The following is a 23,042-nucleotide window of genomic DNA, read 5'->3' on the forward strand; positions in this document are numbered from 1 at the left end:
CGGAGTCCGGGCCCGCACTCCGGTCACGGCTTCCCCGGGAGGCGGCTCCGGACGGGCGGGCCCGGTTCCTCCGGGACGGCGGTCCCGGGCCTTTCCGGGGCCGTCGGGATCGGAGCCGTACCCGCTCTGAACAGGGGAAGTAAGGGTCCCCTGTGTTCGCGCCCCTTTACGTGCGGTTTAATTGCGAGGTCTTCGCAACAACCGACGATCTTCAAAAAGGGGTGTGGACACGATGGCCGCCCGACCCGTTCGCCGCGCGACCGCCGCGATAGCCACGGGGGCCCTCGCCCTCGTGACCGCGGCCTGCACGAACCCCGGCGCCGCCGGCTCCGGCGGGCCGAAGGACTCCGCCGTCGTCGGCATCGCCTACGAGCCCGACACCCTCAGCCCCCTCCTCGGCTACGGCAAGGACGGCAACTCCAAGATCTTCGACGGCCTCCTCGCCCTCGACGCCGACATGAAGCTGAAGCCCGCCCTCGCCGCCGCGCTGCCCCGCGTCGACGACGGCGGTCTCACCTACACGTACACCCTCCGCAAGGGCGTCACCTTCAGCGACGGCAAGCCCTTCACCGCCCGGGACGTCGTCTTCACCTACCGGACGATCCTCGACCCGAAGACCAACAACCCCTCCCGCACCGAGCTCGACGCCCTCAAGAGCGTCGACGCCGTCGGCGACGACACCGTGGTCTTCCGCCTCAAGTACCCCTACGCGCCCTTCGCGCAGCGCACGGTCCAGGCCATCGCCCCCGCCCACGTCGCGGGCGGGCAGGACGTCAACACCGGGCCCTTCACCACCAAGCCCGTCGGCACCGGCCCCTACGTCCTCACCGGCTGGTCCAAGGGCGAGAAGCTCACCTTCGAGGCCAACCCGGCGTACTGGAACGGCGCCCCCGCCGTGAAGAAGTTCACGATGGCCGTCGTCAAGGACGACGACGTGCGCGCCACCCGGCTCCGCGCCGGCGACCTCGACGCCGCCATCCTGCCGCCCAACCTCGCCGCCGGCTTCGCCGCGGACAAGGGCCGTACGACGTACACCGCGAAGACCTACGACTACCGCACCGTCACCCTCCCCACCCACAACCCGGTCACCGGCGACACCGCCGTCCGCCGCGCCCTCGACGTCGCCGTCGACCGGCAGGCCATGGTCGACAAGATCCTCGAAGGCGCCGGCAAGCCCGCCTACGGCCCCGTCCCCACCGGCAGCCCCTGGTTCGCCCGGGGCACCGAGCGCCGCCACGACCTCGACGGCGCGCGGAAGATCCTCGACGAGGCCGGCTGGAAGCCCGGACCCGACGGCGTCCGCGCCAAGAACGGCGTCCGCGCCTCCTTCCCGCTCTGGTACCTCTCCGGCGACAAGCTCCGCCAGGACCACGCCCTCGCCTACGCCTCCGACGCCAAGAAGGCCGGCATCGAGATCAAGACCCAGGCCGGCACCTGGGAGGTCATCGAACCCCGCATGAAGAGCGACGCCGTCCTCGCCGGCGGCGGCTCGCCCGGCGACCCCGACTTCGACCAGTACCTCCTGCTCAAGTCCGAGCTCGCCGGCGACGGCTTCAACAACATGGCCTGGTACGACAACAAGACCGTCGACCGCGCCCTGGACGAGGCCCGCCGCACCGGCGACACGGCCGCGCGCAAGGCCGCGTACGACACCGTCCAGCGCGAACTGGTCAAGAACCCCGGCTACACCTTCCTCACCCACATCGACCACCTCTACGTCGTGAACGACTCCTGGGCCTCCGACGCCCAGGGCGCCCCCCTCACCACCCAGACCGAGCCGCACGACCACGGCCTCGCCTCCGGCCCCTGGTGGAACGTCGAGTCCTGGAAGCCGAAGAACACCGGGGACGCGAAGAAGTGAACCGCCGCCTCCCCTGGGGGGCCATGGCCCGGATGACGGGACGGCGCGCCCTCGCCGCCGTCCCCGTCCTCCTCGGCGTCACCCTCGCCGTCTTCGCCGTCGCCGACGCCTCCCCCTTCGACCCGGTCAAGGCATACGCCGGCACCGCCGGCCTCACCGCCTCGCAGGAGAACCTCGACCAGCTCCGCCAGAACCTCGGCGTCGACCGGCCCCTCCTCACCCGCTGGTGGGACTGGCTCACCTCGGCCCTCACCGGCGACCTCGGCGACTCCAGCGTCATGCGCCGCCCCGTCGCCGACGTCGTCACCGAACGCCTCGGCTGGTCCGTCCTCCTCGCCGCCACCGCCTTCGCCGTCGCCATCCTCCTCGGCACCCTCCTCGGCGTCCTCGCCGGACGCCGCCGCGGCGGCCTCCTCGACCGGACCGTCAGCTCCCTCGCCTACACCCTGGAAGCCGCCCCCGCCTTCTGGCTCGGCCTCCTCGCCATCTGGTTCTTCTCGCTCAAGCTCGGCGTGCTGCCCGCCGGCGGGCTCACCGACACCGCCAGCGACACCGTCACCGCCGACCAGGTCGCCCGCCACCTCGTCCTGCCCGCCCTCGTCCTCGGCGTCTCCCAGCTCCCGTGGTTCTTCCTCTACGTCCGCCAGGGCGTCGGCGACGCCCTCGACGAGGACCCGGTGCGCGGCGCCCGCGCCCGCGGCCTCGCCGAACGGACCGTCCTCACCGGCCACGCCCTGCGCTCCGGGATGCTCCCGATGCTCACCCTCATCGGCTCCCGGGTGCCCGAGCTCATCACCGGAGCCCTCCTCGTGGAGACCGTCTTCAGCTGGCCCGGCATCGCCGCCGCCACCGTCCAGGCCGCCACCGCCGTCGACTTCCCGCTGCTGGCCGCCCTCACCGTGCTCGCCACCGCCGCCGTCCTCCTCGGCAACCTGCTCTCCGACCTCCTCTACGGCCTCGCGGACCCGAGGGTGGGCTTCGATGGCTGACCCCCGCACCCACCGCCTGCGACTGTGGACCTCCGCCCTCACCGTCGGCGCCGTCCTCCTCGCGGTCCTCCTCGTCCCCCCGCTCGTCCAGCTCGACGAACAGGCCGTCGACCTCTCGAAGAAACTCCTCCCGCCCTCCTGGGCCCACCCCTTCGGCACCGACGACGTCGGCCGCGACCTCCTCCTGCGCTGCGTCTACGGCCTGCGGATCTCCCTCCTCGTCGGCCTCGTCGCCGCCCTCGTCGCCACCGTCCTCGGCACCGCCGTCGGCGCCGCCGCGGGCGCCCTCGGCGGCTGGACCGACCGCACCCTGATGCGGCTCGTCGACGCCTTCTCCTCCGTGCCGCACCTCCTCCTCGGCATCTTCGTCGTCGCCCTCTTCCGGCCCGGCGTCTGGCCCGTCATCGCCTCCGTCGCGGTCACCCACTGGCTCTCCACCGCCCGCATCGTCCGCTCCGAGGTCCTCTCGCTGCGCGCCCGCCCCCACATCGAGGCCGCCGTCTCCGGCGGCGCCTCCCGCCGCCGCGTCGCCGTCCGCCACCTGCTGCCCGCCGTCCTGCCGCAGGCCGGCCTCGCCGCCGTCCTGATGGTCCCGCACGCCATGTGGCACGAGTCCGCGCTCTCCTTCCTCGGCCTCGGCCTCCCCAGCCACCAGGCCAGCCTCGGCAACCTCGTCCAGTCCGCCCGCTCCTCCCTCCTCGCCGGCGACTGGTGGCCCACCCTCTTCCCCGGCCTCTTCCTCATCCTCCCGACCCTCGCCATCGCCGGCCTCGCGGGCGTCTGGCGCGACCGGCTCAACCCGCGCCGCCGATCGGAGCTGATGCTGTGAACACCCGCCTCGAACGCGCCCTGGACGCCGTCACCGCCGAACGCGCCGACGCCGCCCTCCTCACCGTCCGCGGCCTCACCGTCCGCTTCCGGCTGCGCGGCGGCCGAACCGTCGCCGCCGTCACCGACGCCGACTTCGACCTCGCCCCGGGGGAGTGCCTCGCCCTCGTCGGCGAATCCGGCTGCGGCAAGTCCGTCCTCGCCTCCGCCCTCCTCGGCCTCCTCCCCGGCAACGCCGAGACCGGCGGCACCGCCCTCCTCGACGGCACCGACCTGCTCGCCGCCGACGAGAAGACCCTCGCCCGCACCGTCCGGGGCCGCCGCGTCGGCCTCGTCCCGCAGAGCCCCGCCGCCCACCTCACCCCCGTCCGCACCGTCCGCGCCCACCTGGAGGAGACCGTCCGGGCCCTCACCGGCACCCCCAGGACCGCCCGCCGCAAGGCGGCCGAGGACGCCGCCGACCGGGCCGCCTTCCCCGCGACCCACCTCGACCGCCACCCCCACGAACTCTCCGGCGGCCTCGCCCAGCGCGCCGCCACCGCCCTCGCCCTCATCGGCGACGCCCCCCTCCTCCTCGCCGACGAACCCACCACCGGCCTCGACCGCGACCTCGTCGAGCGCACCGCCGACGAACTGCGCCGGCACGCCGACGACGGCCGCGGCCTCCTCCTCATCACCCACGACCTCACCGCCGCCGCCCGCATCGCCGACCGGGTCGCCGTCATGTACGCGGGCCGCATCGTCGAGATCGCCCCCGCCCACCGCTTCTTCGGCCCCACGGGCCCCGCCCACCCCTACGCCCGCGGCCTCCTCGACGCCCTCCCCGAACGGGCCTTCACCCCCATCCCCGGCATGCCGCCCGAACTCTCCGCCCTCCCCGAGGGCTGCGCCTTCGCCCCCCGCTGCCCCCGCGCCACCGACCAGTGCGCCACCGTCCCGGAGCTCCGCGCCGGCGTCGCCTGCCACCACCCGGAGCGGCCCCGTGCTTGAACTCCACGCCATCACCGCCGGCTACGAGCCCCGCCGCCCCGTCTTCCGCGGTGCCTCCCTCACCGTCGCCCCCGGCGAGGCCGTCGGCCTCCTCGGCCCCAGCGGCTGCGGCAAGTCCACCCTCGCCCGGGTCGCCGCCCTCCTCCACCGGCCCGACGCCGGCCGCCTCGTCCTCGACGGCACCGAGGTCACCGCCTGGCGCCACCGCGCCCCCCGCGCGTGGCGGACCGCCGTCGGCGTCGTCTTCCAGCAGCCCCGCACCGCCGCCGACCCCCGGCTCCGCCTCGCCGACCTCATCGCCGAACCCCTGCGCGCCACCGGCCGCAAGACCGAGGCCGCCGACCGCGTCGCGGAACTCGCCCCCGCCGTCGGCCTCACCCCCGACCTGCTCACCCGCCGCCCCCACGAGGTCAGCGACGGCCAGCTCCAGCGCGCCTGCCTCGCCCGCGCGCTCAGCCTCTCCCCCCGCTGGCTGGTCTGCGACGAGATGACTGCCATGCTCGACGCCTCCACCACCGCCGCGCTCGTCGCCGCCGTGGAGACCTACCGGGCGGAGACCGGCGCCGGACTGCTCGCCGTCGGCCACGACCGCGTCCTGCTCGACCGCTGGTGCGACCGCACCGTCGACTGGAAGGACTGCCTGCCGGCCGGCACCATGGCCTGACCCCCTCCGGCGGATCTCACCCGAACGGCCGTCCCGCCACACACCCGGACGGACCGCGTGTTACGCCACACTGTCGGCCGAACGCCGCATTTCGTTGCGGCAGAGGAAGGACGTGAGGGCAATGGCCGTTTCCATCTCCGTCGTGGTGCTGCTCCTCCTGCTGACCGTCATCTTCATGCGGAACGGAGGGCTGAAGACCGGACACGCCGTCGTCTGCGTCCTGCTCGGCTTCTTCCTGGCCGGCACCAGCGTCGCCCCCACCATCCACGACGGGGTCGCCTCCACCGCCGAGATCGTCTCCAGCCTGCGCCCCTGACCCCGCCGGACTCCCGGCACAGGACGTCGGTACGGGGCAGGACGTCGGTACAGGTCAGGGCGCCGGTACGGGTCAGAGTGCCGGTACGGGTCAGGGCGTCGGCGCGGGTGGGACCACGGCCACCGGGCAGGCCGCGTGCTGGAGCACCGCGTGCGCCACCGACCCCACCAGCAGCTCCGCGATCCGGTGCCGGTGGTGCCGGCCCACGACCAGCAGCGCCGCCTTCTCCGAGGCGTCCACCAGCAGCCCCGCCGCGTCCCCCGGCGACACCGTCCGCACCAGCTCCACCCCCGGCCACCGCGCGGCGAACGGGTCCAGCCGCGCCGCCTGCTCCCGGCGGGCCTCCGCCAGCAGCTCCTCGGTGTCGTCCGCGAGCGGCAGCGGCGGCGGCACCTGGAGGGCCGGGGAGGGCGCCGCGACCAGCGCGGCGGGGGACGGCGGGAGCCGCAGCACGGTCACCGCCTCCAGCGGTGCGCCGCGCAGCTCCGCCGCCCCGAACGCGAACTCCACCACCTCGTCCGGAGTCTCCTCCGGATGCAGCCCCAGCAGCACCCGCCCGCCGCGCGGCCCGCCGTCCAGGGCGGTGCTCCGCGCCGCGTGCGGCACCACCACCAGCGGGCAGGGCGAGCGGGCGGCCAGCGACCGGCCGGTCGAACCGAGCAGCAGGGTGGCGAAACCGCCGTGCCCGCGCGACCCCGTCACCAGCAGCCGGGCCTCCCGCGCCGCCTCCGGCAGCGCCTCGGTCACCGCCCCGTCCAGGGAGGCGTACCGCACCGGCACCGTGTGCCCGCGCTCCTCCACCACCGTCCGCACCGCGTCCAGGACCGTGTCCGGCGGCTCCGGCCCGGTGCCCAGCGAGGCGATCCGGGCGGCGCCCAGCTGGAGCGCCTCGGAGCGGACGTGCGCCACGACCACCGGCGCGCCCAGCGCCTCGGCTGTGCCCAGCGCCCAGGACAGGGCGCGCAGACTGTGCTCGGAACCGTCGACGGCGGCGACGACCGGCCGGCCGTCCCCCGCGCTCTCCTCGTTCATGAGGGAATGCCTCCCTCGCCCGGCGCCCCGCCACGCCGGAGGTCCCCCGTCGGGGTCAGCGCACCGTCAGGCGTCCTGCGCGCGCTCGGCGGCGCGGCGGGCGTCGCGCTCCTTGATGCGGACGGTCTCCTTGCGGACCTCGGCCTGCGTGGCGCGCTCCTTGGTCAGCCACTCGGGCGCCTCGGCGCGCAGCGCCTCGATCTGCTCGGTGGTCAGCGGCTCGGTGATGCCGCCCCGGGCGAGACCGGAGATGGAGATGCCCAGCCGGGACGCGACCACGGGGCGCGGGTGCGGACCGTTCTGCCGCAGCTCCTTCAGCCACGCGGGCGGGTCGGTCTGGAGCGCGTTCAGCTCGGAGCGCGAGACGACACCCTCCCGGAAATCGGCGGGGGTGGCCTCGAGGTACACGCCCAGCTTCTTGGCCGCGGTGGCCGGCTTCATCGTCTGGGAGTTCTGGTGCGACGTCATGGTGTCCAGGGTATTCGAGCGGCGGCCCCCCTCCCGACCACACCCGCCCCCGCCCGGCCCGCCGGTCCGCCCCGCGACCTGCGCCGACGGCCGCATCCCGTCCGCGCCGACGGCCGTATCCCTGTTCGCGCGGGCGACCGCACGCCGCCCGCGCCGGAGCCCCTCCGCCCCCGCCCCGGCCCGCGACGGCGGTCGGCGTGATGCCCGGTAACCTGGCCGGGTGACAGACTCCACCCCGGCCCCCACGACCTTCCGGCTCGCCTTCGTGCCCGGTGTGACCCCCTCGAAGTGGGTGCGGGTCTGGGGCGAGCGGCTGCCCGACGTCCCCCTCGTCCTCGTCCAGGCCACCCCCGCCGAGGCCCCCGCCGCGCTGCGCGCCGGGGACGCGGACGCCGCGCTGCTGCGGCTGCCCGTCGACGGCGAGGACCTCAGCGCGATCCCGCTGTACGAGGAGACGAGCGTCGTCGTCGTGCCCAAGGACCACCTGTTCGCCGCCGCGGAGGAGCTGACCCCGGAGGACCTGGCGGAGGAGCTGGTCCTGCACCCGCTCGACGACACCCTCGACTGGGAGCGGCCGCCCGGCCTGCCCGCCCTCCAGCGGCCGGAGACCACCGCCGACGCGATCGAGCTGGTCGCCGCGGGCGTCGGCCTGCTCGTCGTCCCGCAGTCGCTGGCCCGCCTGCACCACCGCAAGGACCTCACGTACCGCACGGTCACCGGCGTCCCGCAGTCCCGGGTGGCGCTCTCCTGGCCGAGGGCCGACGAGGCCCCCGACCTGGTGGAGGAGTTCATCGGGATCGTCCGGGGCCGGACCGTCAACAGCACCCGGGGCCGCCGGGCCGAGGCCGGGAAGGGCGGCAAGGACCCCCAGCCGTCCGCGAAGCGGGCGAAGCCCGCCGCCCGGGGCGGACAGAAGGCCGGGGCCGGGAAGGGCGGCCGGCCCGCCAAGGGCGCCTCGGGCCGCCCCGCGCGCGGCGGGAAGCCCCGCCGCCGCTCCTGACCGGCCCCCTCGGCATACTCCTCCTGATGATCAGCGCCCACACCGGTGGGCGGCGAGAACAGGAGAAGCCCTTGGCCGCCAGTTTCAGGACCGTCGTCGAGGTGGCGCCCGGCCGCCTCGACGAGGCCCGGTCGATCGACCGCGTCTTCCAGGAGGCGATCGCCCCCGCCACCGTCAACTTCGACTTCGAGGCCATCCACCGGGCGGCCGCCGCCGTCCCGGACAGCACCGTCGTCCGCATGGTGCGCGGTTGGGGCCTCAAGGAGCACGCGCCGCTGCTCGTCATGGTCCTCTCGCTGAAGGAGGCGGTCCGCCAGGCGCTGCCGCCCCAGTGCGCGGAGGCCGGGTACTGGCGGACCGTGGAGCGGGAGCTGGTCGCCGCCTTCACCGGCCTCGCCGAGCAGGAGGGCACGCCCGGACTCTCCTTCTACGAGGAGACCCCCGAGCGCACCCGTTACTACCGCGACCTCTTCTTCGCCCTCCAGGACGAGGAGACGGGCGGCGACCTGCACGCGCTCGCGTTCTGCGTGGACGTCGCGGTGGACCTGCCCAAGGACCGGGTCCTCGCCCTCGGGCTCACGGACACCGCGCCCTTCGCGGTCGGCCTGAACGCCATCGTGCTGCGCCGGCCGCTCGCCGTCGCCGCCTGACCGCCAAAGCCCTCCGCTCCACGCCGGCCCGCCGTCCCGGGCCGGACCTCAGCACGCCCCGTTCCCCTTCTTTCCCGCTCCCTGTCCGGTCCCGTCGTCACGACCGCCAGGTGGAGCGGCACCGCACCCGCCGCCCCGCACCCGCCATCGCCGTGGACACGTCCGGCCGTGGTCATACGGGGCGAGTGCCCCCGCGCCCGCCCCGTATGCCACCGGCCGGGGTGCGTCTTCTCCGCGCGCCCCTTCTCTCCTGTGGGGGTCTCGGGTCAGCCCACCGGGCCGCGCCGGCGGCCGCGACGGGCCGCCGCGACCAGTTCGGGGACGGTCGCGAGCTTCACCCGCGGCCGGCCGGTCACCGCGCCCCGGGCCCGTTCGGCCCGGTCGATGGCGGCGAGGCCGCGGGCGTCGACGAGGTGGCCGCTGCGGGCGCGGGCGAGCCGGGCGAAGTCCTTCGCCGAGCCGGAGGGCCTGGGCAGGCGGCCGTCGACGGCGTCGGCGAGCAGGCTGCCGACGGTCTCGGCGGCGCAGGACCGGTTGGCGCCGATGCCACCGGACGGGCCGCGCTTGATCCAGCCGACGACGTACGCGCCCGGCACGCCCTCGACCCGGCCGGCGGCGTGCGGCACGGTGCCGGTGGCCTCGTCGAAGGGGAGGCCGGGGAGCGGGACGCCCCGGTAGCCGATGGCCCGGACCAGGAGTCCGGCCGGGATCTCGACGGGCCCGTCGGGTCCGCCGGCGCGGACCGCGCGCACGGCGTCCGGGCCGAGGGCCTCCTCGGGGGCGGAGTGGAAGCGGAGCACGATCCGGCGCCGGCCCTCGCGCGGGCCGCGCGACCAGTCGACGGCCTCGCGGGCGACGTCCGCGAGGAGGGCGGCCCGGTCGCCGGGCCCGGCCGCCCCGATCGCCGCCGCGATCCGGGGGTCGTGGTCGTCGACGACGAGGTCGACGCCCGGGAGGTCCTTGAGGGCGAGGAGTTCGGAGGCGGTGTACGAGGCGGACTCGGGTCCGCGCCGGCCGAGCAGCACCACCTCGCGCGGCCGGGCGCCGCGCAGGGCGGCCAGCGCGTGGTCGGCGATGTCGGTACGGGCCAGGGCCTCCGGGTCGGAGACGAGGACGCGGGCCACGTCGAGGGCGACGTTGCCGGTGCCGACGACCACGGCCCGCTCGGCGGCGCCGAGGGCGACGGCGTCGGGGGCGGTCTCCGGGTGGGCGTTGTACCAGGAGACGAGGGCGGTCGCGGAGAGGCTGCCGGGCAGGTCCTCGCCGGGGATGCCGAGGCGCCGGTCGGCGGGGGCGCCGACGGCGTAGACGACCGCGTCGTGGTGGGCGGCGAGTTCCGCGGCGGTGACGTCCCGGCCGACGGCGACGCCGAGCCGGACGGTGACCCGGGGGTGCCGGTGGAAGCGGGCGAGGACGTCGCCGGCGCCCTTGGTGCCGGGGTGGTCGGGGGCCACGCCGTAGCGGACGAGGCCGCCCGCGACGGGCAGCCGGTCGATGAGGGTGACCTCGGCGTTGGTGTGCAGGAGCAGGTCCTCGGCGGCGTACATGCCGGCCGGTCCGGTGCCCACGACGGCGATGCGCAGCGGCGCGAAGTCGGAGGGCAGCGAGCGCGCGAAGACGGGCTCGCCCCAGGGGTGGAAGGTGGGGGAGGCGAGGACGGGGGCGGGTTCGCGGCCCTCGTAGTGGGCGGCGTTGATCTCCTCGTACCGCTTCAGGGGGCCGGTCAGCCGGTCGGCCGGGAAGATCGCGTCGACCGGGCAGGCGTCGGCGCAGGCCCCGCAGTCGATGCAGGTCTTCGGGTCGATGTAGAGCATCTCGGTGGTGCCGAAGTCCGGCTCGTCGGGCGTCGGGTGGATGCAGTTGACCGGGCAGACGGCGACGCAGGTGGCGTCGGAGCAGCAGGTCTGGGTGATGGCGTAGGTCATGGCGGCTCGGCTCGGCTCGTCGGGGTCAGAGGAGGTGGGCGCGCTGGTAGAAGAAGACGGCGGGGCGGGTCAGCATGCCGACGTCGCCGAGGAACTCCATGAGTCCGGAGCAGCTGGCGCGCAGCTGGGACTTGTAGTGCTCGTTGGCGGCGGCCTCGCGGCGGGCGCGCTCGGGGTCGAGGCCGGCCCGCACGTAGACCTCGGGGTTCACCAGGCTGGTGATGATGTAGTACGCCGCGATGGCGACGATCAGGGCCTGGAAGTGGCGGCGGGCCCGGGAGGCGCGGGCGAGGTGGCGCCGGGTCTCGTCCCGGGCGAACTTCATGTGCCGGGACTCCTCGACGACGTGGATGTTGTTGATGGTCCGGACGAAGGGGACCACCCGCTCGTCGCGCATCCAGTCGCGCTGCATGACGTCGAGGACCTCCTCGGCGACGAGGATGCCGGCGTAGGCGGCCTCGCCGAAGCCGACGGTCTTCATGAACCGGCCGAGTTCGAGGACGGAGCGCTTGGGCCGGTAGGCGGGGGCGCCGAGCTTCTGGGAGCCGCGCGCGAACATGATCGAGTGGCGGCACTCGTCGGCGATCTCGGTGAGCGCCCACTGGAAGCGGGGGTCGGTGTGGTCGGTGAGGTAGATGTCCCGGAGCACCATCTGCTGGAGGATCATCTCGAACCAGATGCCGGTGGAGGCGACGGAGGCGGACTCCTGGCGGGTCAGCTCCTTGCGCTGCTCCTCGCTCATCTCGTTCCAGTACGCGGTGCCGTAGAGGCTGTTCCACTCGGGGCTCTGGCCGTGGAAGTCCTTGTCGAGGGGGGTGTCCCAGTCGACCTCGACGGCGGGGTCGTAGCTGAGCTTGGCGGCCGACCGGAGCAGTCGCTCGGCCACGTCGTCGTGGTTCTGGTCGTCCGGGCGAACGGTGCTGCTGGCCATGGTGCGGCTCCCTGGGTCACGCGGTCGGCTCGTGGGCTGCGCGAGGCTTGTTAGACATCGCGTCTAGCAAGCTTGTTAGACGCAACGTATAGCAAGGGTCCGGTGCGGGCTACCCCCCCGGTACGGACTTTCTTCCCGGGGTCCCGCGCCGGGCATGCGAGAAGGGGCCGGAGCGCGTGGCTCCGGCCCCTTCTCGGGGTGCCAGGGGGATCAGAAGGTCAGGTTCCAGGCGTCGATCTTGCCGGTGTCGCCGCCGGCGTTGTCGCTGACGCGCAGCTTCCAGACGCCGTTGGCGACCTCGGAGGAGGCGTTCACGGTGTAGGTCCGGAGGATGTTGTCGGTGCTGCTCCCGGTGCGGTTGTGCAGGGAGTAGACCGAGCCGTCGGGGGCCACCAGGTCGACCTTGAGGTCACCGATGTAGGTGTGCTTGACGTCCACGCCGACCTTGAGGGTCGCGGGGGCGTTGCCGGTCACGCCGCTGACGGTGATCGGGCTCTCGACCGTGGTGTTGTCGGCGATCGCCACGTCGGCGGTGTTCTCGAAGAACGGGCCGGTGGGCGGCGTGGTCGAGCCGGAGACGGCCTTCAGCGCGTCCACCCGGCCCTCGCCGAAGAAGCTGTTCTTCGCGGTGGTGCCGGTGCAGCGGGCGTCCGAGGGGCAGGCCAGGTCGGTCGCCTGCTCGCCGAGCTTCGCCCGCAGGTCCGCCGGGGTGTACGAGGGGTTCGCGCTGGCCAGCAGGGCGGCGACGCCCGCCACGTGCGGGGAGGCCATCGAGGTGCCGCTCATCGAGGTGTACCGGCCGCCGGGGATCGTGCTGTAGACGGACTCGCCGGGCGCGGAGACCTCGATGACGTCGCGGCCGTAGTTGGAGAACGACGCCTTCGACGAGCCGCTGGTGCCGTTGGCGGCGACGGTGACGACGCCCGGCAGCTCGGCCGGGATGTCGAGGCAGGCGTTGGTGATCGTCCGGGTGACCGGCGTCGAGTCGTTGGGGCTGGAGGAGTCCGTGGTCTTGTTGGCCAGGTCCACGTTGGAGTTGCCGGCCGCCGCGACCTGGAGCGAGCCCTTGCCGTCGGCGTACGCCTGGGCACGGCCCACACCGGTCAGGATGGCCGCCTGGTCCAGGTTGTCCGGGCAGTTGAACTGCCACGGGTCCGTGTAGTAGCTGTTGTTGGTGACCTTGAAGCCGTGGTCGCCGGCCCACATCAGGCCGCAGATGGTGTTCTCCGCGAAGAAGAGGGTGCTGCCGGGTTCGGCGATGCGCACCGAGGAGATCTTCACGCCGGGGGCGACGCCGATGGCGCCCTTGCCGTTCTTGGCCGCCGCGACGGTGCCGGCGACGTGGGTGCCGTGTTGGTCGACGTCGCGCCAGGCGCCGGTCCGGGTGTCGGGCTTGCCGTAGGCGCAGGAGACCGAGTCGGCGGCGTTGAAGTTCGGCGCCAGGTCCTGGTGCTGGTCGTCGACGCCGGTGTCCAGGATGCCGACCTTGACGGTGGCGGAGCCCGGGTTGACGGCCCACGCCTGGTCGGCCTTGATCTGGGTCATGTCCGAGCGGACCGGCTCCGTCGTCGGGGCCGTGGCCTGCGACGGGTTGGCGGGCAGCGCCGGGTTGTAGGCGTCGGCCGGGACGTCGGAGGTGCGGGTCGCGCCGACCTGCTGGACGCCGGAGACGCCGCGCATCGTGGCGGCGAAGGAGGCGGAGGTCGAGTGGGCGACGACCACGCCGATCGCGTCGAAGGACGAGAAGACCGAACCTCCGTTGGCGGCCACGGCGTTGCGGACAGCCGTGGTGTCGCCGGGGGTGGTGATCACCAGGTAGGCGCGGGTGCCGGCGGCCCAGGCGGCGGGCGCGGCCGCCGAGGTCCTGGCCTGGGACAGGGCGCGCGCCGCGAGCGGCTCGTTGTCGAGCGGGGCGGCCTGGGCGAGGGAGACCGGGCCCGCCAGGGCCAGGGCCGCGCCGAGGAGGGCCGCCGGGAGTCTGAGCCGGCCGGGTATCTGGGAAAACATGCGTCCTCCGATGGCCCGGTGGCGCGGGTCGCGCCGTGCCGGGCCCTGTGGTGTGTGGGGTGGACGCAAGATTCCAGAGGGGAGGGGGTGGAGGGAAGACTTCTGTCGCACATGTCCGTCCGCGTAACAGAATCTTGACTTGAACATGCCGAAGAGGGGGCGGATTTCCTTCGTCCGCCCCCTCTCCGGCCGTGCCCGGCGCGGGGGTTCCTACTTGAGGTAGGGGCCCGCCGCGCCGATCTTCCCGGGGCCGTTCAGGACGTACACCCGGAGGTTGCCCTTGCCGGGCGCGCCGACCGAGAGCGTGCCGTTGGAGACGGTCCGCACGTCACCGGTGACGGCGTCGGTGTAGGTGCCGTTGGGGACGCCGTTGTAGGTGGCGCCGCCCGAGACCGTCACCAGCGCGAAGCTGTCCGTGGAGCCGCTGGTGTAGCGCCGCTTGAACGCCATGCCGCCCGAGATGCCCTCCGTGGAGTACTGGCCCATCTGGAGCGCCGGGATCGCGCGCCGGATCTCGTTGAGCCGCTGGACGTGCTTGACCAGGGGCTTCTGGAGCGTGGTGGCGACGGCTCCGGAGGCGGCGGAGACCTTCGAGAAGTCCGAGGCGGTGACCGAGCCCTCGATCTGGTCGCCGTAGTAGGCGCGGCCGGTGGTCGCCAGCGGGCAGGTGGGCCCGCAGTCGATCTTCTTGCCCGCCTGGAACTCGGTCTCCGAGCCGTAGTAGAGCGTCGGGATGCCGCGGAAGGTCCACATCAGCGACATGTTCTCGGCCCAGGCGTCGGTGCCGCCCGCGTACCGCTCGCTCGACTTGTTCGGCCCGTAGTCGTGGCTGTCGACGTAGACGACGTTGTAGGTGGCGTCGTTGTAACTGTCGTCCGAGTCCTTGCCGTTGGAGAAGGCGTTCTGCGCGTCGCCGAAGTTCATGTGCATGCGCATGTCGATGACGTTCATGCCGGAGAAGCGGCTGTGGTCGGGCTCGTGGTAACTGTTGCCGTTCAGGAAGGCGTTGGTGGAGGTGGGCTGGTCGCCGGTGCCCCGCTGCTGCTCGTAGTCGTACATCTCCAGCGCGGCCTTGGCGTCGTCGGCGTCGTACTCCTTGCGCTCCTTCCAGGTGTAGAACTGCGCCGAGTGGTTGACCGAGCCCCGGTTCCACTTGTCGTTGACGAAGGCCGCGACCTCGCCGAAGACGAAGAAGTTCTTCGCGGCCTCGGCGCCGTGCCGCTGGGTGACCCGGTCGCGGATGGCGGGCAGGAAGCGGCGGTTCCAGGTGGTGCGCGGGATGTGCACGGCGGTGTCGATCCGGAAGCCGTCCACCCCCATGTCGATGTACTTGTCATAGGCGCCGATCAGGTAGTTCTGGACGGCCGGGTTCTCGGTGTTGAAATCGGCCAGGTCCTCGTGGATCCAGCAGGAACGGGAGTCCTCGCCCTCCCAGTTGCCGATCCAGCACTGGTGGTAGAGGGCCTTCGGGAACATCCCGGACGTGGGGCTGGGCCACTGGCAGTTGTAGAGGGTGTACCCCTCCTGGCTCCTGCCGCCGGTCGGCTTGCCCCAGTTGACGCAGGTGTTGCCGGGCGGCTCGGCCGTGGACCACAGGTCGCCGTTGTAGTACGACTTGCCGCTCTTGGTGTCGACGGTCAGGCCGTCGTACTCGAAGCCGGGCTGCTTCTCGTCGTAGTACCAGCTCCACTGAGCGTCCCGGACGCCGTACACGGTCGGCGTGAAGAGGCCCTTGGCGCCCCAGCGGGAGGAGTGGTTGTAGACGACGTCCTGGTAGATCTTCATGCCCTTGGCGTGGGCGGCGTCGATGAGGTCCTGGTAGGAGGCGCCGGCCGACTCCAGGCGCGGGTCGACCTTGTAGAAGTCGTAGCCGTGGTAGCCGTGGTAGTCGTAGTCCGAGCGGTTGAGGACCACGGGGGTGATCCAGACGGCGGAGAAGCCGAGGCCCTTGATGTAGTCGAGCTTCTGGACCAGGCCCTTGAAGTCACCTCGGAACATGGGGTCGTCGTTGGCCGCGTTGCCCGACTTCACGTGCTGGCTGCCGCCCCGGTCGTTGGAGGTGTCGCCGTCGTAGAAACGGGTGGTGAGGACGAAGTAGACGGGGTCCTTGCGCGGGTCGGTACCGAGCGGCTTGCCGTTGCCGGGGGCGGTCGGCCGGTCGCCGGTGGTCGCGGTGGCGGGGGCGGAGGCCGGGGAGGTGTTCCCGGCGGCGTCCACGGCCTTCACCGTGTAGGTGTACGCGGTCCGTTCGGCGAGGCCGGTGTCGGAGAAGACCGTCGACGCGACGTCGGTGACCACCGTGCCGGTGCTGCCGCCGACTCGCGTGACCTGGTACTTCGCCACACCCCTGTCGTCGGTGGCCGGGTCCCAGGAGAGCAGGACGGAGACGCCGTCGGCCTTCGCGGTCACCTTGGCGGGCGCGGTCGGCGCCTGGGTGTCGGGCGGGGTCGCGGCGCAGGGGTCGGCGGCGTTCGGGGTGATCACGCGGTCCCGGACGGTGGAGACGCCGGCCGGGAGGGCGTAGTCGGCGCCGCCGTTGTTGTCCCACACGCCGTTGCCGTTGTTGAAGGCCGCGCGGAGGGTGGTGGCGGTGCCGAGGTCGATCTCCCGCTTCCACCAGCCGGTGCAGGCGGCGGTCATGCCGACGCCGGGCACGGCCGTCCAGGAGCCGCCGGCCGGCTGGTAGTGGACGTTCACCGTCGACCAGCCGAGGGAGGCGGAGGAGTAGTACACCGTCGCCTTCTTCGCGGCGGGCTCCGGGGTGTCGGCGCACGGGTCGGAGTGGGCGACCACGCCGTCCTTGACGGTGATGTTCCCGGTGCCGAGGGCGTAGTCGCGACCGCCGTTGTTGTCCCAGACGCCGCTGCCGTTGTTGAAGGCGGCCCGGAGGCCGGCGGCGGAGCCGAGGCTGACGGTCTTCTTCACCCAGTCCGCGCAGGCGGGTTCCATCGCGGTGCCGGGGACGGTCGTCCAGGCGCCGCCGTCGGGGGCGTAGTGGAGGTTGTAGGCGGACCAGTTCTTCGTTTTGGTCCAGTAGTAGACGGTCGCGGTGGCGTCCGCGACGGCGGCCGCGGGGTCGGCGGCGAGGGGTGTGGACGGGGCGCCGGGCGGTGCGGCCAGCAGGCCGACGACGCCGGCGGCGGCGCCGAGCAGCGCGAGGGCTCTCCCGCGCGGCCGGGTACGGGTGGGGGGCATGCGGATCTCCAGACGGGGGCGCGCGTCCGGGAGGGTGCCGGGGCGGAACGGGGATCGGCACTCCTGGAAGCGTTTGCGGAAGCTTGCGGAAAGTTCTTGCGTCGCCGGGAAGTTACCTCCCCGGAACGGGCGCGTAAAGGGTTCGCGCGGCGCTGGCGCGGAGGCGGACGGAAGTGTCCGCGCAGCGGACGTTCGAGGGGAGGGACGGGCGCGGGCCCGGCCGAAGGGGCCCGGGCCCGGGGTGTCGGTCCGAGGGGGAGGTGGCGGGGCGTCAGGCCCGGGGCCAGGGGCGGCCCTCCAGCCGCTCGATGTCCCGGTTGAAGCGCTCCAGGAAGTCCGCGAAGCGGGTCACGTCCTCGGCCGGCCAGTGCTCCAGGATCCGTTCCAGTCCGCCGATGTTGAAGGAGCGGTCGGCCTCCAGGCGCCGCTCGCCCTCCCCGGTGATGCGGAACTTGCGGGCGATCCCGCCGTCCGGGTCGGGGATCCGCTCGACCACCCCGGCCCGCACCATCGCGGCGGTCTGCCGGTTGAGGGTGGAGGCGTCGAGCCCGAAGGCGTCGGTGAGCTGGCCGATGGACATCGGCCCGTCCATCCGGATGCGGGTGAGCAGCACGTAGGCGCTGCGGTCGAGACCGCCGCCGCCGGTCCTGGCGCGGGGTGCGTGGAGGTGCGCGTGCCGGCTGAGCAGCATCGTCTCGAACTCGACGCGGTCGGTGGCCTGCGCCGCCCCCGGCTTCTCCGGCTGCTCCACGCTGCTGTCCTCGGGCTTCTCCATGGGGGCATTCTCCCCTGCGGCGATGCGATATGCATCATACACAACTTGTGCATCATGCAGTCTGTATGCATGATGCACAAGCATCTTTTCGTGACCCACCCAGGGAGACACCCGTGGACCGCGCCCAGACCGACGCACGCCCCGGAGGCGTCGTCGGCGTCCTCGCCTTCGCCGGCATCGTGGCGGCACTCATGCAGACCCTCGTGGTGCCGCTCATCGGCGACCTGCCGAGGCTGCTCCACGCCTCCGCCTCCGACGCCTCGTGGGTGATCACCGCCACCCTCCTCGCCGCCGCCGTCGCCACCCCCGTCGCCGGACGCCTCGGCGACACCCTCGGCAAGCGGACCGTCCTGCTCGCCTCCACCGTCCCGCTGATCGCCGGCTCGGTCGTCTGCGCCCTCTCCGACGGCGTCCTCCCGATGATCGTCGGCCGCGCCCTCCAGGGCCTCGGCATGGGCGTCGTCCCCGTCGGCATCAGCCTGCTGCGCGACGTCCTGCCGCCCGAGAAGCTCGGCGGCTCCATCGCCCTCATGAGCGCCTCCATGGGCGTCGGCGGCGCCCTCGGCCTGCCCTTCTCCGCCGCCGTCGCCGAGAACGCCAGCTGGCGCGTCCTCTTCTGGGTCGCCGCCGGCCTCTCCGCCGCCGTCGCCCTCCTCATCTGGCGCGTCGTCCCGGCCGGCCGCCGCAACCCCGCCCCCGGCCGCTTCGACCTGCCCGGCGCCCTCGGCCTCGGCGCCGGCCTGATCGCCCTCCTCCTCGCCGTCTCCAAGGGCGCCGGCTGGGGCTGGGGCAGCGGCACCACCCTCGGCCTCTTCGCCGCCGCCGCGGTCGTCCTGCTCGCCTGGGGCTTCTGGGAGCTGCGCACCCGCGACCCGCTCGTCGACCTCCGCGTCACCGCCCGCCCGGTCGTCCTGCTCACCAACCTCGCCTCGGTCCTGGTCGGCTTCGCCATGTACGCCCAGTCCCTGGTCGTCCCCCAGCTGCTCCAGCTCCCCGAGGCCACCGGCTACGGCCTCGGCCAGTCGATGCTGGCCATGGGCCTGTGGATGGCCCCCGCCGGCCTCGCGATGATGATCCTCGCCCCGCTCGGCGCCAAGCTGTCCGCCGCCCGCGGCCCGAAGGTCACCCTCGCCGTCGGCGCCCTCGTCATCTCCGCCGGTTACGCCTCCTCGCTCGTCCTCATGGGCACCACCGGGGGCCTGCTCGTCGTCACCCTCGTCTGCAACACCGGCGTCGGCCTCGCCTACGGCGCCATGCCCGCCCTCATCATGGGCTCCGTCCCCACCGAGGAGACCGCCTCCGCGAACAGCTTCAACACCCTCATGCGGTCCATCGGCACCTCGGTCTCCGCCGCCGTCATCGGCGTCGTCCTCGCCCAGATGACCACCCCCTTCGGCGGCCACGCGCTGCCCTCCGAGAACGGCTTCCGGGCCGCCATGCTCATCGGCGCCGGCGTCGCCCTGCTCGCCTCGCTCACCGCCGCCCTCATCCCCGCCCGGCACACCCCGGCGGGCGCCCCCGCCGAGGCCCCCGCCCCGGAGAAGGCCGCCCGCGCCGCCTGACCGAACGGTACGGGGGCGGGGCTCCGACCCCGTACCCGTACCGGCCACGCCGTTCCCGCACGACCCGGCCGTACGGCCCGCGAGGCCCCGGCCCCGTCACCCGTACGGCTCACGAGACCCCGGTCCCGGGGGTCGTACCGCTCACGGCGTCCCGGCCGCCTCCAGGGTGAACAGCGCTCCGTCCGGGTCGCGCACCACCACCCGGCCGGCCGCGTCCGCCTCCTCCGGCTCCCGGGCCCCGCCCCACTCGCCGCCCGGCACCACCGCGCCGCCGTGCTCCGTCACCGCCGCCACCGAGGCCGCCACGTCCGGCACCCGGAACCGCACCAGCCAGCGGGGCCGCAGCTGCGGCCGGGGCGACGCCGCCTCCACCGGCCCGCCGTCGAGCCGCGCCACCGCCACCCCCGCCCGGCGCAGCACCACCCGGTCCTCCTCGTACGAGGTCTCGCAGCACCCCGGCGAGCCGTCCGCCCAGCGCAGCACCCCGCCGTAGAAGACGGCCGCGTCGAACGCGTCCCGCGTGTGCAGCTCCACCCAGGCCGGCGCGCCCCGCTCACCCACCTGCCAGCGGTCCACCAGCCGCCCCTCCCACACCCCGAACGCCGCCCCGTCCCGGTCCGTGGCCAGCGCCGCCCGGCCCCGCGGCGGATACGCCACCGGACCCACCCCCACCGTCCCGCCCCGCTCCCGGATCCGGGCCACCGCCGCGCCCGCGTCCTCCACCGCGAAGAACACCGTCCACGCCACCGGCACCGCCAGCTCCGCCGCCAGCGCCGCGATCCCCGCCACCGGCACCCCGTCCCGCTCACCCACCGCGTACGGCGCCCCCGCGCCCGGCTCGCCCGGCCGGAACGACCAGCCCAGCACCGCCCCGTAGAACCGCTCCGCCGCGCCCAGATCCCGCGCCGCCAGACTCAGCCAGCACGGCGCGCCCAGCGCCCGCGCCGTCGTCGGGCCCGTCACCGGACCACCTCCTCACCCGGGCGCCCGCCGACCGGACGCCACGCCGCGCGCCTTCCCCGGCCCGCCGCCCGGCACACCCCGCTTCACCCGGCCGGCCCCGCCCCGGTGCTCAGGAGGCCGCCGCGCGGGCCGCGTAGGCGCGCACGTCGGCGTCCGGATCGGCCGCCGACGTCGCGAGCGCGTCCCGCGCCCCCGGCTCCGCCGCGTGCGCCAGAAGCGCCAGCACCGCCGCCTTGCGCACGTCCGCGTTCCGGTCCGCCAGCGCCTTCGCCAGCGCGGGCACCGCCCGGCCCGCCGCCGCGGCCCGCAGCGCAGCCGCCGCGCCCGCCCGCGCCTGCCACGCCGGATCGTCCAGCCCGGCCGCCGCCCGCGCGGCCAGCGGCTCCGGGCAGCCCGCCGAGGCCAGCGCCCCGAAGGCCGCCCCGCGCACCAGCGGATCGGGATCGTCCAGGAGCGGGACCAGCGGCTCCGGCGCCGGGGCCGACACGGCCGCGAGCCCCTTCGCCACCGCCACCCGCACCTCGCGCGCCGGATCGGCCGCGGCCTCCGCCAGGACGGCGGTCGCGTCCACCGCCACCAGTCCCCGGACCGCCTGGAGCCGGACCTCCACCGCCGTGTCGGCCAGCGCCGCCGCGTACCCCCCGGCGTCGCCGAGCCGCCGGGCCCGCAGTACCTCCAGGGCCACCGCCCGGACCGCCGCGTCGGGCACGTCCAGGGCGGCCCGCAGCCCGGCCGCCAGCCCGGCGCCGCCGTCCAGCACCTCCGCCAGCTCGCGCAGCGCCCCGACGGCCGCCGCCCGCACCGCCGCGTCCCCGTCCCGCAGCCGCGCCGCCAGGGCGGTGCCCGTCCCGGCCGGCGCGGTCTCCGCCAAGGCGGCGACGGCCGCCGCCCGCACCTCGGGATCACGATCCGTCAGATACGGCTCCAGCAAGCCGAGTTCGGGAGAGTCCTCGGCCAGCGCGAGCAGCCCGAGCAGCCGGGGGCCCGGCCCGGCCGCCACCGGACCGGAGGCCGGGAGCGGGTCCGGCCGGTCCGCCGGGCGCGCCGCCGGCGGCGCCTCGCGCGGGCCCGCCGTCGCCACCGGCACCAGCGCCACCTCGCCGAGCGGCCGCTCCGGACCACCCGGCGGCGCGAACTCCGGCACCGGCACCACATACGGCTCCACCGGCCGGGCCGTGAACTCCATCGCCCCGGACGCCGACTTGCGCAGGTCCAGGTGGTACAGCCACTTTGCGTCGTCCTGCTCCGGATGGTCCAGCCGCTCGTGGTAGAGACCCCACCGCGACTCGGTCCGCGCCAGCGAGGCACGGGCCGCCATCTCCGCGCAGTCCCGGATGAACGACACCTCCGCGCACCGCATCAGCTCGTGCGGCGTCCGCCCGCCCATCCCCGCGATCTCGTCCGCCATCCGCTCGAACGCCTCCACCGCCAGCGACAGCTTCGCCCCCGACTTCGGCGGCGCCACGTAGTCGTTCACGAACCGGCGCAGCTTGTACTCCACCTGCGGCTGCGGCGGCCCGTCCGGGTGGAGCAGCGGCCGGTAGACCAGCGCGTGCGCCTCCTCCAGTTGCGCCCGGTCCAGCGTGCCCCCGTACGCCCGGTACCGGGCCGCGTCCCCGCCCGCCAGGTCGCCGTAGACGAAGGCCCCGATCATGTAGTTGTGCGGCACGCACGCCAGATCACCGGCGGCGTACAGGCGCGGCACCGTGGTGCGGCCGTGGTCGTCCACCCGCACGCCGGAGGCCGAATGGCCGCCGCACAGGCCGATCTCCGAGATGTGCATCTCGATGTCGTGGGTGCGGTAGTCGTGCCCCCGGCCCGCGTGGAAGGTGCCCCGGGTCGGACGCTCCGTCGAGTGCAGGATCGACTCGACCGCCCCGATCGTCTCCTCCGGCAGATGGCTCAGCTTCAGGTACACCGGCGCCCGGTCGGAGGCGAGTTCGGCCGCGAACTCGGCCATCATCCGCCCCGACCAGTAGTCCGACTCCACGAACCGCTCGCCGTGCCGGTTCACCTGGTAGCCGCCGAACGGATTGGCCACGTAGGCGCAGGCGGGCCCGTTGTAGTCCTTGATCAGCGGATTGATCTGGAAGCACTCGATGCCGGTGAGCGCCGCCCCCGCGTGGTACGCCATCGCGTACCCGTCGCCCGCGTTCGTCGGGTTCTCGTAGGTGCCGTACAGATAGCCCGAGGCGGGCAGCCCCAGCCGGCCGCAGGCGCCCGTCGCCAGGATCACCGCCCCGGCCCGGACCACCACGAACTCGCCCGTACGGGTGTGGAATCCGGCGATCCCCACCGCCCGGCCGTCCTCCGGGGCGGTCAGCACCCGCACCGGCATCACCCGGTTCTCGATCCGGATCCGCTCCCGCATCTCCCGCCGCCGCAGCTGCCGGTACAGGACCTTCTTCACGTCCTTGCCCTCGGGCATCGGCAGCACGTACGAACCCGAGCGGTGCACCTGCCGCACCGCGTACGCGCCGTGCTCGTCCTTCTCGAACTTCACCCCGTACGACTCCAGGCGCCGCACCATGTCGTAGCCGCGCAGCGCCGTCTGACGGACCGTCGACTGGTCCACCAGGCCGTCGTTGGCGCGGGTGATCTCGGCGACGTAGTCGTCCGGGTCGGCCCGGCCGGGGATCACCGCGTTGTTCACCCCGTCCATGCCCATGGCCAGGGCGCCGGAGTGCCGCACGTGCGCCTTCTCCAGGAGCAGGACGTCGGCGCCGCGCTCGGCGGCGGTCAGCGCCGCCATCGTGCCGGCGGTGCCGCCGCCGACGACGAGCACGTCGCAGGAGAACTCGCGGGCGTCGGCGAGCGCGGGGACGGAGGTCAGGGGGGAGGACACGGCGGGCCTTTCCGGCAGAGAGGGGGGTGAACGGGGTTCGT

18 protein-coding genes are annotated in these 23,042 nt (G+C 74.3%); 9 read left to right on the forward strand and 9 right to left on the reverse strand.

Features of this window, described 5'->3' with window-relative positions:
• Positions 1 to 232: 232 nt before the first annotated feature.
• The 6 genes from IE219_RS18155 (at position 233) to IE219_RS18180 (ending at position 5,648) form a co-directional block, all read left to right on the forward strand.
• On the forward strand, positions 233 to 1,861 hold the full coding sequence (locus tag IE219_RS18155) for an ABC transporter substrate-binding protein (protein WP_189978637.1): 1,629 nt from the start codon (positions 233 to 235) through the stop codon (positions 1,859 to 1,861).
• A complete protein-coding gene (locus IE219_RS18160; protein WP_189978639.1) occupies positions 1,858 to 2,850 on the forward strand; it encodes an ABC transporter permease in 993 nt (330 codons plus the stop codon). The genes IE219_RS18155 and IE219_RS18160 overlap by 4 nt, the downstream gene beginning before the upstream one ends.
• A complete protein-coding gene (locus IE219_RS18165) occupies positions 2,843 to 3,679 on the forward strand; it encodes an ABC transporter permease (protein ID WP_189978641.1) in 837 nt (278 codons plus the stop codon). Before IE219_RS18160 ends, IE219_RS18165 begins: the two co-directional genes overlap by 8 nt.
• Positions 3,676 to 4,668, forward strand: coding sequence for an ABC transporter ATP-binding protein (locus IE219_RS18170; protein ID WP_229849839.1), 993 nt, complete (start codon positions 3,676 to 3,678; stop codon positions 4,666 to 4,668). The genes IE219_RS18165 and IE219_RS18170 overlap by 4 nt, the downstream gene beginning before the upstream one ends.
• Positions 4,661 to 5,332 carry an ABC transporter ATP-binding protein gene (locus IE219_RS18175; protein WP_189978646.1) on the forward strand — a complete coding sequence of 224 codons (672 nt, stop codon included), beginning with the start codon at positions 4,661 to 4,663 and terminating at the stop codon, positions 5,330 to 5,332. Before IE219_RS18170 ends, IE219_RS18175 begins: the two co-directional genes overlap by 8 nt.
• A 121-nt stretch (positions 5,333 to 5,453) precedes the next feature.
• Positions 5,454 to 5,648 carry a hypothetical protein gene (locus tag IE219_RS18180; RefSeq protein WP_189978648.1) on the forward strand — a complete coding sequence of 65 codons (195 nt, stop codon included), beginning with the start codon at positions 5,454 to 5,456 and terminating at the stop codon, positions 5,646 to 5,648.
• Positions 5,649 to 5,738: 90 nt separating this feature from the next.
• Here IE219_RS18180 and IE219_RS18185 read toward each other — a convergent pair whose 3' ends face one another.
• Together IE219_RS18185 and IE219_RS18190 are read right to left on the reverse strand one after the other, a co-directional pair.
• Positions 5,739 to 6,680, reverse strand: a complete 942-nt coding sequence (locus IE219_RS18185; RefSeq protein WP_189978650.1) for a universal stress protein — start codon at positions 6,678 to 6,680, stop codon at positions 5,739 to 5,741.
• A 66-nt stretch (positions 6,681 to 6,746) separates the two neighbouring features.
• The gene (locus IE219_RS18190) at positions 6,747 to 7,148 is read right to left on the reverse strand and encodes a DUF5997 family protein (RefSeq protein ID WP_189978652.1); all 402 of its coding nucleotides are present in this window, start codon (positions 7,146 to 7,148) and stop codon (positions 6,747 to 6,749) included.
• A gap of 220 nt (positions 7,149 to 7,368) precedes the next feature.
• On the opposite strand from IE219_RS18190, the gene IE219_RS18195 reads away from it, so the two are divergent.
• Together IE219_RS18195 and IE219_RS18200 are read left to right on the forward strand one after the other, a co-directional pair.
• Positions 7,369 to 8,148 carry a LysR family substrate-binding domain-containing protein gene (locus IE219_RS18195; RefSeq protein ID WP_189978654.1) on the forward strand — a complete coding sequence of 260 codons (780 nt, stop codon included), beginning with the start codon at positions 7,369 to 7,371 and terminating at the stop codon, positions 8,146 to 8,148.
• 71 nt (positions 8,149 to 8,219) lie between these two features.
• Entirely contained in the window at positions 8,220 to 8,798 is a 579-nt protein-coding gene (locus IE219_RS18200) for a Type-2Aa cytolytic delta-endotoxin (protein WP_189978656.1), read from the forward strand.
• A 266-nt stretch (positions 8,799 to 9,064) separates the two neighbouring features.
• Here the strand turns inward: IE219_RS18200 and IE219_RS18205 are convergent, their stop codons facing one another.
• From IE219_RS18205 to IE219_RS18225, 5 genes are all read right to left on the reverse strand, one after another.
• Entirely contained in the window at positions 9,065 to 10,723 is a 1,659-nt protein-coding gene (locus IE219_RS18205; protein ID WP_189978658.1) for an FAD-dependent oxidoreductase, read from the reverse strand.
• A gap of 25 nt (positions 10,724 to 10,748) precedes the next feature.
• Complete coding sequence (locus tag IE219_RS18210) at positions 10,749 to 11,654, reverse strand: AurF N-oxygenase family protein (RefSeq protein ID WP_189978660.1); 906 nt, start codon at positions 11,652 to 11,654, stop codon at positions 10,749 to 10,751.
• Positions 11,655 to 11,864: 210 nt separating this feature from the next.
• Positions 11,865 to 13,661 (reverse strand): S8 family serine peptidase, encoded by a 1,797-nt coding sequence (locus IE219_RS18215; RefSeq protein ID WP_189978662.1) that lies wholly within the window; start codon positions 13,659 to 13,661, stop codon positions 11,865 to 11,867.
• 210 nt (positions 13,662 to 13,871) lie between these two features.
• The gene (locus tag IE219_RS18220; RefSeq protein ID WP_189978664.1) at positions 13,872 to 16,856 is read right to left on the reverse strand and encodes a carbohydrate binding domain-containing protein; all 2,985 of its coding nucleotides are present in this window, start codon (positions 16,854 to 16,856) and stop codon (positions 13,872 to 13,874) included.
• A gap of 271 nt (positions 16,857 to 17,127) precedes the next feature.
• Positions 17,128 to 17,631, reverse strand: coding sequence for a MarR family winged helix-turn-helix transcriptional regulator (locus IE219_RS18225; protein WP_189978665.1), 504 nt, complete (start codon positions 17,629 to 17,631; stop codon positions 17,128 to 17,130).
• Between the two features lie 65 nt (positions 17,632 to 17,696).
• Between IE219_RS18225 and IE219_RS18230 the strand changes: the two genes are divergently transcribed.
• Positions 17,697 to 19,193, forward strand: a complete 1,497-nt coding sequence (locus IE219_RS18230) for an MFS transporter (protein ID WP_189978667.1) — start codon at positions 17,697 to 17,699, stop codon at positions 19,191 to 19,193.
• A 141-nt stretch (positions 19,194 to 19,334) separates the two neighbouring features.
• On the opposite strand, the gene IE219_RS18235 is transcribed toward IE219_RS18230, so the two are convergent.
• Both IE219_RS18235 and IE219_RS18240 read right to left on the reverse strand, forming a co-directional pair.
• The gene (locus IE219_RS18235) at positions 19,335 to 20,156 is read right to left on the reverse strand and encodes a VOC family protein (protein ID WP_189978669.1); all 822 of its coding nucleotides are present in this window, start codon (positions 20,154 to 20,156) and stop codon (positions 19,335 to 19,337) included.
• 109 nt (positions 20,157 to 20,265) lie between these two features.
• Positions 20,266 to 23,001, reverse strand: coding sequence for a fumarate reductase/succinate dehydrogenase flavoprotein subunit (locus IE219_RS18240; protein WP_189978671.1), 2,736 nt, complete (start codon positions 22,999 to 23,001; stop codon positions 20,266 to 20,268).
• Positions 23,002 to 23,042 lie beyond the last annotated feature (41 nt).

Source organism: Streptomyces termitum, from assembly GCF_014650175.1.
Lineage (GTDB): Bacteria > Actinomycetota > Actinomycetes > Streptomycetales > Streptomycetaceae > Streptomyces > Streptomyces termitum.